Below are 14,244 nucleotides of genomic sequence, written 5' to 3'. Positions count from 1 at the left end.
GCGCTGTGCACAGGGACGGCTCACAGGGTGTGGACGGGCCCGGTTCGGGGCCCGTTCGGCGCCGGACGGCCGTCGTGAGGGCCGCCGAACGGCCGTCCACCGGCTGCCCGCCGCTCGCCCCGGTACGTCCTCGGGAACGCCGAAGGGCGCCCGGGGAGCGGGTCCCTGAGCGCCCTTCAGCTACGCGTGCGTGGATGCCGGTGGAGCGGATGACGGTGAAGAGGGGAACGGCGGCGCTCCGCGCGCCTCAGCCGTTCTTGATGCGGTTGGTCAGCTCGGTGACCTGGTTGTAGATGGAGCGCCGCTCGGCCATCAACGCGCGGATCTTGCGGTCCGCGTGCATCACGGTGGTGTGGTCGCGCCCGCCGAACTGCGCGCCGATCTTCGGCAGCGACAGGTCCGTCAGCTCGCGGCACAGGTACATGGCGATCTGGCGGGCCGTCACCAGCACCCGGCTGCGCGAGGATCCGCACAGGTCCTCGACCGTGAGGCCGAAGTAGTCGGCGGTCGCCGCCATGATGGCGCCGGCCGTGATCTCCGGGGCCGCGTCCTCGCCGCCGGGGATCAGGTCCTTCAGGACGATCTCGGTGAGACCCAGGTCCACCGGCTGCCGGTTGAGCGAGGCGAACGCCGTCACCCGGATCAGGGCGCCCTCCAGCTCGCGGATGTTGCGCGAGATGCGGGACGCGATGAACTCCAGGACCTCCGGCGGCGCGTTCAGCTGCTCCTGGACCGCCTTCTTGCGCAGGATCGCGATGCGCGTCTCCAGCTCCGGCGGCTGCACGTCGGTGGTCAGGCCCCACTCGAAGCGGTTGCGCAGCCGGTCCTCAAGGGTCATCAGCTGCTTGGGCGGCCGGTCCGAGGACAGCACGATCTGCTTGTTGGCGTTGTGGAGCGTGTTGAAGGTGTGGAAGAACTCCTCCTGCGTCGACTCCTTGCTCGCCAGGAACTGGATGTCGTCGACCAGCAGGATGTCCACGTCGCGGTACCGCTTGCGGAAGGTGTCGCCCTTGCCGTCGCGGATCGAGTTGATGAACTCGTTGGTGAACTCCTCCGAGCTCACGTACCGCACGCGTGTGCCCGGGTAGAGGCTGCGCGCGTAGTGCCCGATGGCGTGCAGCAGGTGCGTCTTGCCGAGCCCGGACTCGCCGTAGATGAAGAGCGGGTTGTACGCCTTGGCCGGCGCCTCGGCCACCGCGACCGCGGCCGCGTGCGCGAACCGGTTCGAGGAACCGATGACGAAGGTGTCGAAGAGGTACTTCGGGTTCAGTCGCGCGTGCGGCTCGCCGGGACCGCCCGGCTGCGGGGCCGCGCCCGTGGGGCCGCCCGGCGGCGGCCCCTGCCGGTGCTGTTGGTGCTGTTGGTGCTGCGGCTCGGGCAGCTCGGCCCGCTCCGGCCGTTGCTGCTCGTACGAGGGGCGCTCGGGCGGCTGCTGGGGGCGGTAGTCGTGCGGGGGCTGCTGGGGGCGCGCGGTGGCGTACGGATCGCGCTCCTGGAAGCCGCCGAGGCGCGGCTGCTGCCAGGCCAGGTCGTCCTGGCTGCGTGGCCAGGCGCCCGGCTCGGGGCGCTGCTGGCGCTGGTAGTCCGGGTAGGCGGGGCGCGCGGTGGGCAGGCCGTCGTCGGCCGGGGGCTGGTGCCCGTAGCCCTCGTACGGCTTGTCGTAGGGCTTGTCGTACGCGTCCTGCTGCGGGCGCTCGTCGTAGCGCGGCTGCTGGTGCGCGGGCGGGGCCGGGGGCGCCGGGGGCTCGCCCGCGGAGTCGTCGACGGTGATCGCGATCCGGATCGGGCGGCCGCACTCGCGGCTGAGGGCCTCACTGATCAGCGGGGCCAGCCGTCCCTCCAGGACGCGCTTTCCCCACTCGTTGGGCACGGCCAGCAGCGCGGTGTCGGCGACCAGCGCCAGCGGCTGGCACCGCTCGATCCACTGCTTGTCCTTGGCCTCGATGCCCTGCTGGCCGTCGCTCAGGAGCTGCTCGAGCACTCGTGGCCACACTGCGGCAAGATCGGCAGGTACGTCAGCCACGAGGCACGCTCTCTCACAGGTCCCACGAAGGTGTGGTTCTCGGGACAGGATGGGAAGGACAGGTAAGGACACAACGGAAAAGAATTGGAGTTCAGCCACGGTAGTCGGGCCGACTGACGTGGTTCAAGTTGTTGTCCACAGCCTGTGCACAGTGAGCCTCGGTGAGACCCTGGTTTGACCGGATGGCGTAGTCGCGCGTACCGTAACCAGGTCGAGTTGTCGATGGCTGCTGCCGCCTGCCTCCGATGGGCGAAGATCACGACAGTGATCGCGAAGCGGTGCACTCGGGCGTATTACGAGCTACTCGTGGGCGCACGGTGACAGCCAGGCGATGTCCCGCCACCACAAGAATTTCTGGAGCCCCCGAGTGAGCAAGCGCACCTTCCAGCCGAACAACCGTCGTCGCGCGAAGACCCACGGTTTCCGCCTGCGCATGCGTACCCGCGCCGGCCGCGCCATCCTGGCGTCCCGCCGTGGCAAGGGTCGCGCCCGCCTGTCCGCCTGATCTAGCACGCAGGTCATGACGTGCTGCCTACCGAAAATCGGCTGAGGCGGCGCGAGGACTTCGCGACCGCGGTACGACGAGGGCGTCGGGCAGGACGCCCGCTCCTCGTCGTACACCTACGAAGCGGTTCCACGGACCCGCACGCGCCTGGGGAGAGCGCTTCCCCGGCCCGTGCGGGTTTCGTCGTGAGCAAGGCCGTGGGCGGCTCGGTCGTCCGTAACCGGGTGAAGCGCAGGCTGCGTCACCTGATGCGCGACCGGCTCGCCGCGCTGCCCCCCGGTAGCCTGGTGGTCGTACGGGCGCTGCCCGGAGCGGGCGACGCCGATCACACCGAGCTGGCCCGAGACCTGGACGCCGCCGTGCAGCGGCTGCTGGGAGGGGGCGCGCGATGAAGTACCCGCTGCTGGCCCTGATCAAGCTGTACCAGTGGACGATCAGCCCGCTCCTGGGGCCCGTCTGCCGGTACTACCCGTCGTGCTCCCACTACGGATTCACGGCCGTCGACCGGCACGGAGCCATCAAGGGCACGGCGCTGACCGCCTGGCGGATCCTGCGGTGCAATCCGTGGTCGCCGGGCGGCGTGGACCATGTGCCGGAGCGCAAGCGGCCCCGATGGCACGAAATGCTGCGCGGCGCGCTGCGCGGCAAGAAGGGCGGGCACTCCGCCGAGACGAGCCCGGCCGCAGAGACCTCGCCCAATGCTCAAGGAGCCTGATTAGTGGACACGATTGCCCGTCTCTTCAGCTTTATCACCACACCTGTTTCGTGGGTCATCGTCCAGTTCCACAAGGTGTACGGGGCGGTCTTCGGCCCCGACACGGGGTGGGCCTGGGGTCTGTCCATCGTGTCCCTGGTGGTGCTGATCCGGATCTGCCTGATCCCGCTCTTCGTCAAGCAGATCAAGTCGACCCGCAACATGCAGGCGCTCCAGCCGAAGATGAAGGCGATCCAGGAGCGCTACAAGAACGACAAGCAGCGTCAGTCCGAAGAGATGATGAAGCTGTACAAGGAGACGGGCACCAACCCGCTCTCCTCGTGCCTTCCCATCCTCGCGCAGTCGCCGTTCTTCTTCGCGCTCTACCACGTGCTGTCGGGCATCGCCTCCGGCAAGGAGATCGGGAAGATCGACGGTCCGCTCCTGGAGAGCGCCCGTCAGGCCCACATCTTCGGTGCCCCGCTCGCCGCCAAGTTCACCGACAGCGCCGAGAAGGTGTCCGCGCTCCAGGCCTCGCTGACCGACGTCCGCGTCGTCACCGCGGTCATGATCGTCCTGATGTCGGCGTCCCAGTTCTTCACCCAGCGCCAGCTGATGATGAAGAACGTCGACCTCTCGGTGAAGACCCCGTACATGCAGCAGCAGAAGATGCTGATGTACATCTTCCCGGTCATCTTCGCCGTCATGGGCATCAACTTCCCCGTCGGTGTCCTCGTCTACTGGCTGACCACCAACGTGTGGACCATGGGCCAGCAGATGTACGTGATCAACCAGAACCCGACGCCGGGCTCCAAGGCCCAGGACAGCTACCTCCAGCGCCTGCTGAAGTCGGTCTCCGCCCACGGTGAGGTCCGCGGCCGCCGCCGTCGCACCATCGTCCAGGCCATCGTCGCCAAGGGCCCCGACCGCAACGACAACGAGCGCCGCTTCATCACGGGCCTCGCCAAGGCGGGCTTCTCCGCCCAGGAGGACGGCAACGTCACGAAGGTCGACCCCGCCGTCGCCGAGGCCGAGGCGGCCGCCACGGCCCGCCGCCAGCCCAAGCGCCAGACCAAGGCCCAGCGCCAGTCCGGCACCGTCCAGCCGGCCGCGCCCACCCAGGACGACGACGAGCCCAAGACCTCCCTGTCCAAGGACAGCGAGCCCACCGACGCCAGGCCGCGTGCCAAGGGCAAGCCCGCGGGCGGGCAGCCGAAGTCCGGTCAGCGCAAGGGCCAGCAGCGCCCCAAGCACCCGTCCAAGAAGTAAGCAAGAAGGAGTCCATCCGTGACGGAAGGCACCACCCCCGCCGCCGCTGAGGGTGTCGACACCCTGACCCGCCTGGAGCAGGAGGGGGAGATCGCAGCGGACTACCTCGAGGGCCTGCTCGACATCGCCGATCTCGACGGCGACATCGACATGGACGTCGAGGCGGACCGGGCCGCGGTCTCGATCATCAGTGACACGGGCGGCCGTGACCTGCAGAAGCTCGTGGGCCGTGACGGCGAGGTGCTGGAGGCCCTTCAGGAGCTGACGCGTCTGGCCGTGCACCGCGAGACCGGTGACCGCAGTCGTCTGATGCTGGACATCGCCGGCTTCCGCGCCAAGAAGCGCACCGAGCTGGCCGAGCTGGGCGCGAAGGCCGCGGCCGACGTCAAGAGCAGCGGCGAGCCGGTCAAGCTCGATCCGATGACGCCGTTCGAGCGCAAGGTCGTGCACGACGCGGTCGCCGCCGCGGGTCTGCGCAGCGAGTCCGAGGGCGAGGAGCCGCAGCGCTTCGTCGTCGTTCTCCCGGCCTGACCCACGTCGTTCCCTCGGCCCCGTCTGTTCGCAGGCGGGGCCGATCTTTGTCAGCCTGATAGTCAGCCACAGTGCGGTAGTGCGGTACGGAAGGACGGTTCTCCCGTGACGGAGGCAGCAGAAGCAGAGGCCGGCGGGCAGCTCCCCGAGGCGCCCGAAGAGGCCAGGACGGTGTTCGGCGATTACTTCCCGGAGGCCGTCCGGTACGCGGAGCTGCTCGCGGACGCGGGAGTCAAGCGCGGACTCATCGGTCCCCGTGAGGTCCCGCGGCTGTGGGAGCGCCACCTGCTGAACTGCGCGGTGCTCTCCGAGGTGGTCCCCGAGGGCGTCACGGTCTGCGACGTGGGCTCCGGGGCGGGGCTGCCGGGCATCCCGCTGGCGCTGGTCCGTCCGGACCTGAAGATCACGCTCCTGGAGCCCCTGCTGCGGCGGACCAACTTCCTCACCGAGGTCGTCGAGCTGCTCGGCCTGGACCACGTGACCGTGGTCCGCGGGCGCGCCGAGGAGGTGCTCGGCACGCTGCAGCCGGTGCACGTGGTGACGGCGCGCGCCGTGGCCCCGCTCGACCGGCTGGCCGGCTGGGGCGTCCCGCTGCTGCGGCCCTACGGCGAGATGCTGGCGCTCAAGGGCGACACCGCCGAGGAGGAGATCAAGGGCGCCCGTGCCGCGCTGAGCAAGCTCGGCGTGGTGGACACCGAGGTGCTCCAGGTGGGTGAGGGGATCGTCGATCCGCTCTCCACGGTGGTGCGCGTCGAGGTGGGCGAGAGCCCCGGTGGCGTCCGGTTCGCCGCCAAGCGCGCCAAGGCGGCTCGTACGTCGCGGCCGCGACGTCGCCGCTGACGTACCCGGCCCGCGTCGTTGCGTGCTTCGGGGGTCATCGGGAGCTTCCCGTTGACCCCCGGTTGATCCTCATACGTACGCATTTCGGAGTGTCGCGGGAGGCATGAACCTGCGGCCTGTGCATCGTGTTTCACGTGAAACGTCGCTCACTGCTGCACGGCATCATCAGTCGCGGGCGCGCGGCTGTCCCGATCCGCGACCGCAAGCCCCCCAAGGGGGTTACGGAGTTGTCCACAGAGGTGGATTCATCCACAGATCCCCGGGCCTCGCTGGTTCACGACCCCGAAAGCATGGCAGGCTCTGTTCATCGCGAGCCTGAAGTCGAGGAGAGTGAATCCTTGCGGTCCGACGCCAACATCGCGGGACCGATGACCGATCCGGTCCCCGGTCCCCGCACCGAGTCGGCGGGGGACGATGTTTCACGTGAAACATCGCCGCCTCCGCTGGACGACACACCCATTGGTCGTGCTGCCCAGCTGGCGGTGGAAGCTCTGGGCCGTGCCGGCGAGGGTCTTCCCCGACCTGCGCAGACACGCGTCATGGTGGTCGCCAACCAGAAGGGCGGGGTGGGCAAGACGACCACGACGGTCAACCTTGCCGCCTCCCTGGCGCTGCACGGCGCCCGTGTCCTGGTGATCGACCTCGACCCGCAGGGCAACGCCTCCACGGCGCTGGGGATCGACCACCATGCCGAGGTCCCGTCGATCTACGACGTCCTGGTCGAGAGCAAGCCGCTCTCCGAGGTCGTCCAGCCGGTCCAGGACGTCGAGGGCCTGTTCTGCGCCCCGGCGACCATCGACCTCGCCGGCGCCGAGATCGAGCTGGTCTCGCTGGTCGCCCGGGAGAGCCGTCTGCAGCGCGCCATCCAGGCGTACGAGCAGCCGCTGGACTACATCTTCATCGACTGTCCGCCGTCGCTGGGGCTGCTCACCGTGAACGCGATGGTCGCGGGCGCGGAGGTGCTGATCCCCATCCAGTGCGAGTACTACGCGCTGGAGGGCCTGGGCCAGCTGCTGCGGAACGTCGATCTGGTGCGCGGTCACCTCAATCCCGACCTGCACGTCTCCACCATCCTGCTCACCATGTACGACGGCCGGACCCGGCTCGCCTCGCAGGTGGCCGACGAGGTGCGCAGCCACTTCGGTGAAGAGGTGCTGCGGACGAGCATCCCGCGCTCGGTGCGCATTTCCGAGGCTCCCAGCTACGGGCAGACCGTGCTCACGTACGATCCGGGTTCCAGCGGCTCGCTGTCGTACCTCGAAGCCGCCCGTGAGATCGCACTGCGCGGAGTCGGCATGCAGTACGACGCCTCGCACGCCCACGCGGGCAGCCAGAACCAGCACAGCAGGCCGGAGGGGATCCAGTGAGCGACCGACGTAGAGGACTGGGACGAGGGCTCGGTGCCCTGATTCCCGCGGCTCCTCAGGAGAAGCAGGTGCCCTCGGTCAGCCCCGGGTCGACCTCCCCAGGGGCGATCCCCGTGCTGACGGCCGAGCGTGGTGTGGCCGCCGCCAAGGTGGCGACGCTGCCGCAGAGCGCGGTGGCCCTCGAGGCCGAGCGGCCCGTGGTCGTGCCGGAGCCCGCTCCGGAGCTACAGTCCCCGGCCGGTGCCCACTTCGCCGAGGTGCCGCTGGACTCCATCACGCCCAACCCGCGCCAGCCGCGTGACGTCTTCGACGAGGACGCGCTGGCCGAGCTGGTCACCTCCATCAAGGAGGTCGGGCTCCTCCAGCCGATCGTGGTGCGGCAGCTGGGCCCCGAGCGCTACGAGCTCATCATGGGCGAGCGCCGCTGGCGCGCCTGCCGTGAGGCCGGCCTGGAGAGCATCCCGGCCATCGTGCGGCACACGGACGACGAGAAGCTCCTCCTGGACGCGCTCCTGGAGAACCTGCACCGGGCGCAGCTGAACCCGCTGGAAGAGGCCGCGGCCTACGACCAGCTGCTGAAGGACTTCAACTGCACCCATGACCAGCTGGCCGACCGGATCGGACGGTCGCGCCCCCAGGTCTCCAACACGCTGCGCCTGCTGCGGCTGTCCGCACCGGTCCAGCGCCGGGTCGCCGCGGGGGTCATCTCCGCGGGCCACGCCCGGGCGCTCCTCTCGGTCGAGGACACCGGGGAGCAGGACCGCCTGGCGCACCGGATCGTCGCCGAGGGCCTGTCGGTGCGTGCGGTCGAGGAGATCGTCACGCTGATGAACTCCGACCCCAAGGCGGCGCCCAAGCCCAAGGGGCCGCGTGCCGGTGCCCGGGTGTCTCCCGCGCTGAGCGATCTGGCCACCCGCCTCTCGGACCGCTTCGAGACCCGGGTGAAGGTCGACCTGGGCCAGAAGAAGGGCAAGATCGTCGTCGAGTTCGCCTCGATGGAGGATCTCGACCGGATCCTGGGCACCCTGGCCCCGGGCGAGGGCAAGGTCCTGGACAAGGGCCTGGCCGAGCCGGAGGACACGGACGGCTGAGCCGTCCGCGAGGGACCTGAAGGGCGGGCCGTGTCCGGCGCATACCGGAACACGGCCCGCCCTTTGCTCTCGTTCGGTATGCCAGTCATCGCCCGCTGGATACGATGCGAACGGATATGGCGCATCCAGCTCTTCATCCACTCACAGGGAGGGCGGGCCCGTGCGAGAGGTGAGCCACGGCCGGCTGGTGACGGCAGGACTGGGACTGGGCGCGGTCGGTGGATTCATCGGCAGCCTGCTCCGCGAACGGAACGCTCTGGCGGCCGCGCGGGAAGCGGTGGGCGAGGGAAATGAGGATCAGCCTTCATGGGGCGTCGGCTCGTACCGCTCACGCTGGACAACCTTCCGGACCTCCCCAAGCGCTGCCGTGCGTGCGTCTTCTGGGAACTGGACCCGGTCAGTGGAGAAGCTGCGGTAGGAGCCGGCCGACCCGAGCTGGAGAAGGAGGCGTGGATCTCGGCGGTCCTCCTGGAGTGGGGTTCGTGTGGCCGGGTGGTCTACGTCGACGACGTGCCGGTGGGGTTCGTCCTCTACGCGCCGCCCGCCTACGTACCGCGCTCCACGGCCTTTCCGACGAGTCCCGTCGCCCCTGACGCCGTCCAGCTGATGACGGCCTGGATCATGCCCGGCTACCAGGGCCAGGGGCTGGGGCGGGTGATGGTGCAGACGGTGGCCAAGGACCTGTTGCGCCGGGGCTTCAAGGCGATCGAGGCGTTCGGTGACGCTCGCTGGCGCGAGCCCGCGTGCATGCTGCCCGCCGATCATCTGCTGGCGGTCGGCTTCAAGACCGTACGGCCCCATCCCGCGCATCCCCGGCTGCGGCTGGAGCTGCGCACCACGCTGTCGTGGAAGGAGGACGTGGAGATGGCGCTGGACCGCCTGCTGGGCGCCGTCCAGAAGGAGCCCGCTCTGCGTCCCTTGTAGTCCGCCGAGAACGCAGAGAACGCCGAGAACGCCGAATGGCCCGTCCCCGGGAGGGGAGGGGCCATTCGTGTTTCACGTGAAACGACGCGTGATGACGCGTGATTACTTCTCGCCGAGGAACGGCTCCAGGTCGCGGACGATCGCGGCCTTCGGCTTGGCGCCGACGAGGGTCTTCACGACCTCGCCGCCCTGGTAGACGTTCAGGGTCGGGATCGACATCACGCCGTACTTCGCGGCGGTCGCCGGGTTCTGGTCGATGTTGAGCTTGACGATCTCGATCTTGTCGCCGTGCTCGGCCGCGATGGCCTCCAGGGAGGGGGCGATCTGGCGGCACGGGCCGCACCACTCGGCCCAGAAGTCCACGAGGACGGGCTTGTCGCTCTTGAGGACATCCTCTTCGAAGGATGCGTCGGTCACGTGCTTCAGGTCGCCGGCCACGGCGGCCTCCTTAATCTTCGCGGGGTGAGGAGAGGGAGGTGAAAAGGCTCGGGTCAGACCGCGGCGGTCTTCTCCGGCTCGGCGACCTTCTCGCTGTCGGAGAGCGCGGCGAGGAAGCGCTCGGCGTCGAGAGCGGCGGAGCAGCCGGTGCCGGCGGCCGTGATGGCCTGGCGGTAGGTGTGGTCCACGACGTCACCGGCGCCGAAGACGCCCGTCACGTTGGTACGGGTCGACGGCGCGGCGACCTTCAGGTAGCCCTCGTCGTCGAGGTCCAGCTGGCCCTTGAACAGCTCGGTGCGCGGGTCGTGGCCCACGGCGATGAACAGGCCGGTGACCGCCAGCTCGGAGGTCTCGCCGGTCTTGGTGTTGCGCAGGGTCAGACCGGTGAGCTTGGGGTCGCCGTGGATCTCGGCCACCTCGCTGTCCCAGGCGAACTTGATCTTCGGGTCGGCGAAGGCGCGCTCCTGCATGGCCTTGGAGGCGCGCAGGGTGTCACGGCGGTGCACGATGGTGACGGACTTGGCGAACCGGGAGAGGAAGGTCGCCTCCTCCATCGCGGTGTCGCCGCCGCCGACCACGACGATGTCCTGGTCCTTGAAGAAGAAGCCGTCGCAGGTCGCGCACCAGGAGACGCCGCGGCCGGAGAGCTCGTCCTCACGGGGCAGACCGAGCTTGCGGTGCTGGGAGCCGGTCGTGACGATGACGGCCTTGGCGCGGTGGACGGTGCCCGCGGAGTCCGTGACGGTCTTGATGTCGCCGGTGAGGTCGACGGCGACGATGTCGTCGGCGACCAGCTCGGCGCCGAAGCGCTCGGCCTGGGCGCGCATGTTGTCCATGAGGTCCGGCCCCATGATGCCGTCGCGGAAGCCGGGGAAGTTCTCCACCTCGGTGGTGTTCATGAGCGCACCACCGGCGGTGACGGAACCTTCGAACACCAGCGGCTTCAGGGAGGCGCGCGCGGTGTACAGCGCGGCCGTGTAGCCGGCGGGCCCGGAGCCGATGATGATCACGTTACGGACGTCGCTCACGGGTTTCTTCCTCGTCTCTGCGGACTGCCTACTGCCTACTGGGGCCGGTTCGTGACTCTCACCCCACCCAACGGATCCTACGGGGCGAGCATTCCCGAGATGGCCCAGCGGCACGAGGGACGGTCGTCAGGTACGGGGGTAGGCGTGCGTCAGCAGCACCGAGGCGGCCCGGGTCGGCTCCGAGCCGGTGGCGCAGGACGCCTCCATCACGTACGCCTCGACCTGGCTGCTGTCCGTGGCGTGCGGGAGGACGAGGAGGTAGGCCTGGGCGCCGTCGAAGACGCCCTTGTCGGAGGCGAGGATCTGCTCGCTGCGGCCGGTGCCCTGGCGCACGCACTCGGGGACCGGGACGGCAAGGCTCCCCAGGGGCTTCTCAGGGCTCACGCCGAGGGACGAGGGCCCTTCGCGCTTGGTGGACGGCCGTCCGGCGGCCTGGCCGGAGGAGAGCAGCTCGTGGACGCGTCCCGCCACGGTCGCCTCGCCGAAGCGGGGGGCTTCGGCGCTCGTGCTGTACGCCTTCTTGCTGGCCCCGGGGTCCGAGGAGGGGGTGACGCCCTGGAGGAAGAGCACGGTGGCGCCCACGGCGGCGACCCCGAAGGCCGCGCCGAGGACGGCGACCCGGCGGCGTCGGCGCGCCGGGCGGCTCCGGCCGGGGCCAGTGGCTCCCCGCGCGTGTCCCGAGGGGCGGTCCTCTGACGGGGCCGGAGCGAGGGCCGCGACCGCTGTTTCACGTGAAACATCGACGGGCTCCTCGGGCGCGGTGGCGTTGAGCAGCGCCTCCGCCGCGAGGGCGGCGTCGATGCGGCCCGCGATCTCGGCGGGCATCCGGGAGGGGCCGGGCAGCGTCCCGAGCAGCCCCCGGATCTCCTCCAGGGAGGTCCGTACGTCGCTGCACAGGCCGCAGTCGTCGAGGTGCCGGCGCACGTCGGCCGAGCGGGCCGGAGAGAGCAGCCCCTCGGTGAGGTCGGAGATCTCCGAGACGTCCGGGTGCTGAGTCGTGCCGGTCGTGGAAGTCACGCGCGCCCACCTCCGCCCTTCACAGCAGCGGGATCGTCCGATCCCTTGACCCTGGTCTCCGAGACGCTTGTCTCCGACGCCGATGGGACGGATGTCCCCGGCGTCCGGTTCCTTCCCCCACCGGGACGCTGGTTATCCACCGTCCCCTCGCGCAGATGAGTGAGCATCGGCAGCAGCCGGGCCCGGCCCCGCGCGCAGCGGCTCTTCACCGTTCCGGTCGGTACGTCCAGGACCTCGGCCGCCTCGGCAACCGGATAGCCCTGCATGTCGACCAGCACCAGCGCCGCCCGCTGGTCGACGGGCAGCTTGGCCAGCGCGGCCAGCAGCTGGCGGTGGAGGTCCTCGCGCTCGGCGGGGGCCTCGGCGGACTCATGGGGTTCGAGCAGCTGCTCCAGGCGTTCCGTGTCGTCCACCGGTGAGGTCTTGCGCGAGGCGGCCTTGCGCGCCCGGTCGAGGCAGGCGTTCACCGTGATGCGGTGGAGCCAGGTCGTGACGGCCGACTGGCCGCGGAAGGTGTGGGCGGCCCGGAACGCCGAGACGAGGGCGTCCTGGACGGCGTCAGCGGCCTCCTCGCGGTCCCCCAGCGTGCGCAGGGCCACGGCCCAGAGCCGGTCGCGGTGCCGGCGTACGAGCTCACCGAAGGCGTCCGGGTCGCCGGCCACGTGGCGGGCCAGCAGCTCCTGATCGCTCGCGGCGCCGGTCGTGGCGTCGTCCAACGGTGAGCCCCCTCCCCTGAGATCCCGTCAGCTGGTGATCTTGATGTCGGAGATCTTGCCGCGGTAACTGCCGTCGCTCTGCGGAAGCTTGGTCAGCCAGACGAGAACGTACCGCGTCTTCACCGGCTTGCCGGGCTTGAGGGACACCTTCGAGCCGGATCCGGAGGCGACCTTGTCGAAGCCGTCCGGGCGGCCGGGGGCGGAGGAGGAACCGGCCGGGGCCGTCCGGAGCTCCGCGGAGGTGTCGCCACCGAGGAAGGTGACGTCCACGTTCCCGACCTGCTGCTCCTTGCCCAGGTCCAGGATGATGCCGACGCCCGCCTTGAGACTGCCGAACTTCGCGTTGTAGTAGCCGTCGGTGGGCCAGAACGTGCTGGGGTCGCCGTCGTAGGCCTTGCTTATCTCCTGGGGCTTCTCCGAGCCGTCACCGAGGGGGTCGAAGTCCTTGGCGCCGACGATCGCCACCGGCTTGCCGGACTCCGGCGCGGGCTTGTTCACGCTGCCGGGGGTCGTCTGGGTGTTCTGCTGCTCGGCGCCCTTGTCCCGGTCCAGGAGCTTGTCGGCCACCTGCCAGCTGCCCAGGCCCAGTGCCGCGATGAGCAGCGCGGAGACGGCCCACTTGAGGGCCTTCCCGGTACGGCTCTGCAGCGGGGCGGGCGGGGCCATGACCGGCTGGGCGGCGGCCGCCGGACGCGCCGGGGGCCGTCCGTAGGTGCCCTGCTGGTACGTCGTGTGCTGGTACTCCGGAGGAGTGGGGAAGGTCGGCTCCGGCGGCTTGATGCGCGGCATCGCCGTCACGGCCTTCGACAGCTCGTCCGGGGTGGTGCAGGGCGGCTCCTGGCGCGAGGCGGTCGCCCCGTCGTTGGCCAGCGCCCGCATGGCGACCTCGGACAGGCCCCGGTGGACCCCCGCCCGCACCTGGTCGGGGGCGATCAGGCCGACGCCCTTGGGCAGCCCGGAGAGGCCGTAGGCGTCGCTCTCGTACGGCCAGCGCTGCGTCAGCGCCGCGTACAGCAGGGCGCCGATCGCCTCGGTGTCCGCGCGCTGCGGCCGTTCGGTGGTGATCCCGCGCAGCGCCGCGTTCACCGCGAGGCCGCGGATGCGGTACTGGCCGGTGGAGCTGCGCAGCACCGCGCTGGGGGTCAGCCGCAGGTGCGCCAGCCCCTCGCGGTGCGCCGCGGCCATCGCCTGGGAGATCTGGCTGACCAGCTGGTACGCGTCGTGGGCCTCCAGCGGGCCGGCCGCGAGCAGCGCGGTCAGCTCGGTGGCGTCGGGCAGCCACTCGTGGACCACGTAGACGAGGTCGTTCTCCTCGACCGCGTCCAGGACCTGCACGAAGCGGGGGTCCCCCAGCAGCGCGGCGGAGCGGGCCGCGGCCAGCACCGAGCGGGCCCTGGGGTGGTCGGCCGGGAGGATGTGCACGCCGACGGCACGGCGCAGTTTCTCGTCGACGGCACGCCAGCTGCTGAAACCGTCCAGACGGGTGACGCACTCCTCCAGGCGGTAGCGTCTGGCGAGCTTGTGGCCACTGTGGAGCTCGGGCGTGGCGATGCCGGGCTGCTCGCCGCCGCGGCGTTCGCTGCCCGTGTCCTGTGCGGTCTCGTCCGCTGCTTCCTGCGTCTTCGCCACCCCGTCGGTCGTGGCCGCGTCCGCCTTGGCGGTCAGCGGGTCGTCACCGCTGTTGTCGGCCACGTCGACGGCAGCCGTGCTACGTTCCGCCACCGTCGTTCCCTGCCTCCCCATCCGTTGCGCATGTCCAACAGCCATGCCAATTGTGCCCACAGTCCGGCGCTATGCACGA

Annotated in this window: 15 protein-coding genes; 9 read left to right on the top strand and 6 right to left on the bottom strand. The window is 70.3% G+C overall.

The features are described 5' to 3' along the window. Nucleotides 1-247: 247 nt before the first annotated feature. Nucleotides 248-2,023 (bottom strand): chromosomal replication initiator protein DnaA, encoded by a 1,776-nt coding sequence (gene dnaA, locus ABT160_RS08715; protein WP_351645304.1) that lies wholly within the window; start codon nucleotides 2,021-2,023, stop codon nucleotides 248-250. 367 nt (nucleotides 2,024-2,390) lie between these two features. On the opposite strand from dnaA, the gene rpmH reads away from it, so the two are divergent. The 9 genes from rpmH (at nucleotide 2,391) to ABT160_RS08670 (ending at nucleotide 9,244) form a co-directional block, all read left to right on the top strand. Next, nucleotides 2,391-2,528 (top strand): 50S ribosomal protein L34, encoded by a 138-nt coding sequence (gene rpmH / locus ABT160_RS08710; RefSeq protein ID WP_003949374.1) that lies wholly within the window; start codon nucleotides 2,391-2,393, stop codon nucleotides 2,526-2,528. A gap of 20 nt (nucleotides 2,529-2,548) precedes the next feature. Further along, nucleotides 2,549-2,920, top strand: a complete 372-nt coding sequence (gene rnpA, locus ABT160_RS08705; RefSeq protein WP_351645302.1) for a ribonuclease P protein component — start codon at nucleotides 2,549-2,551, stop codon at nucleotides 2,918-2,920. Then, the gene (yidD, locus tag ABT160_RS08700; protein WP_351645299.1) at nucleotides 2,917-3,243 is read left to right on the top strand and encodes a membrane protein insertion efficiency factor YidD; all 327 of its coding nucleotides are present in this window, start codon (nucleotides 2,917-2,919) and stop codon (nucleotides 3,241-3,243) included. Before rnpA ends, yidD begins: the two co-directional genes overlap by 4 nt. Before the next feature lie 3 nt (nucleotides 3,244-3,246). Further along, nucleotides 3,247-4,491 (top strand): membrane protein insertase YidC, encoded by a 1,245-nt coding sequence (yidC, locus tag ABT160_RS08695; RefSeq protein ID WP_351645297.1) that lies wholly within the window; start codon nucleotides 3,247-3,249, stop codon nucleotides 4,489-4,491. Nucleotides 4,492-4,509: 18 nt separating this feature from the next. Continuing rightward, a complete protein-coding gene (locus ABT160_RS08690; RefSeq protein WP_351645295.1) occupies nucleotides 4,510-5,022 on the top strand; it encodes a Jag family protein in 513 nt (170 codons plus the stop codon). Nucleotides 5,023-5,127: 105 nt separating this feature from the next. After that, the gene (gene rsmG / locus ABT160_RS08685; protein WP_351645292.1) at nucleotides 5,128-5,862 is read left to right on the top strand and encodes a 16S rRNA (guanine(527)-N(7))-methyltransferase RsmG; all 735 of its coding nucleotides are present in this window, start codon (nucleotides 5,128-5,130) and stop codon (nucleotides 5,860-5,862) included. 290 nt (nucleotides 5,863-6,152) lie between these two features. Next, entirely contained in the window at nucleotides 6,153-7,229 is a 1,077-nt protein-coding gene (locus tag ABT160_RS08680) for a ParA family protein (RefSeq protein WP_351645290.1), read from the top strand. Next, the gene (locus tag ABT160_RS08675) at nucleotides 7,226-8,320 is read left to right on the top strand and encodes a ParB/RepB/Spo0J family partition protein (protein ID WP_351645287.1); all 1,095 of its coding nucleotides are present in this window, start codon (nucleotides 7,226-7,228) and stop codon (nucleotides 8,318-8,320) included. Before ABT160_RS08680 ends, ABT160_RS08675 begins: the two co-directional genes overlap by 4 nt. Before the next feature lie 306 nt (nucleotides 8,321-8,626). Next, on the top strand, nucleotides 8,627-9,244 hold the full coding sequence (locus ABT160_RS08670; RefSeq protein WP_351645285.1) for a GNAT family N-acetyltransferase: 618 nt from the start codon (nucleotides 8,627-8,629) through the stop codon (nucleotides 9,242-9,244). Between the two features lie 102 nt (nucleotides 9,245-9,346). Here ABT160_RS08670 and trxA read toward each other — a convergent pair whose 3' ends face one another. From trxA to ABT160_RS08645, 5 genes are all read right to left on the bottom strand, one after another. Continuing rightward, nucleotides 9,347-9,682 carry a thioredoxin gene (gene trxA / locus ABT160_RS08665; RefSeq protein ID WP_351645282.1) on the bottom strand — a complete coding sequence of 112 codons (336 nt, stop codon included), beginning with the start codon at nucleotides 9,680-9,682 and terminating at the stop codon, nucleotides 9,347-9,349. Between the two features lie 53 nt (nucleotides 9,683-9,735). Further along, nucleotides 9,736-10,710 carry a thioredoxin-disulfide reductase gene (gene trxB, locus ABT160_RS08660; protein ID WP_351645279.1) on the bottom strand — a complete coding sequence of 325 codons (975 nt, stop codon included), beginning with the start codon at nucleotides 10,708-10,710 and terminating at the stop codon, nucleotides 9,736-9,738. A gap of 126 nt (nucleotides 10,711-10,836) precedes the next feature. After that, a complete protein-coding gene (locus tag ABT160_RS08655) occupies nucleotides 10,837-11,727 on the bottom strand; it encodes an RsmA family anti-sigma factor (RefSeq protein WP_351645277.1) in 891 nt (296 codons plus the stop codon). After that, on the bottom strand, nucleotides 11,724-12,443 hold the full coding sequence (sigM, locus tag ABT160_RS08650; protein WP_351645274.1) for an RNA polymerase sigma factor SigM: 720 nt from the start codon (nucleotides 12,441-12,443) through the stop codon (nucleotides 11,724-11,726). The genes ABT160_RS08655 and sigM overlap by 4 nt, the downstream gene beginning before the upstream one ends. Nucleotides 12,444-12,470: 27 nt before the next feature. After that, nucleotides 12,471-14,165 carry a protein kinase family protein gene (locus ABT160_RS08645; protein ID WP_351645271.1) on the bottom strand — a complete coding sequence of 565 codons (1,695 nt, stop codon included), beginning with the start codon at nucleotides 14,163-14,165 and terminating at the stop codon, nucleotides 12,471-12,473. Between the last annotated feature and the right edge of the window lie 79 nt (nucleotides 14,166-14,244).

The sequence above is a fragment of the Streptomyces sp. NPDC001941 genome (assembly GCF_040296945.1).
Classification (GTDB): domain Bacteria; phylum Actinomycetota; class Actinomycetes; order Streptomycetales; family Streptomycetaceae; genus Streptomyces.
Note: the sequence above shows the minus strand (reverse complement) of the source record. Positions and strands in the feature narration are given on the sequence as shown.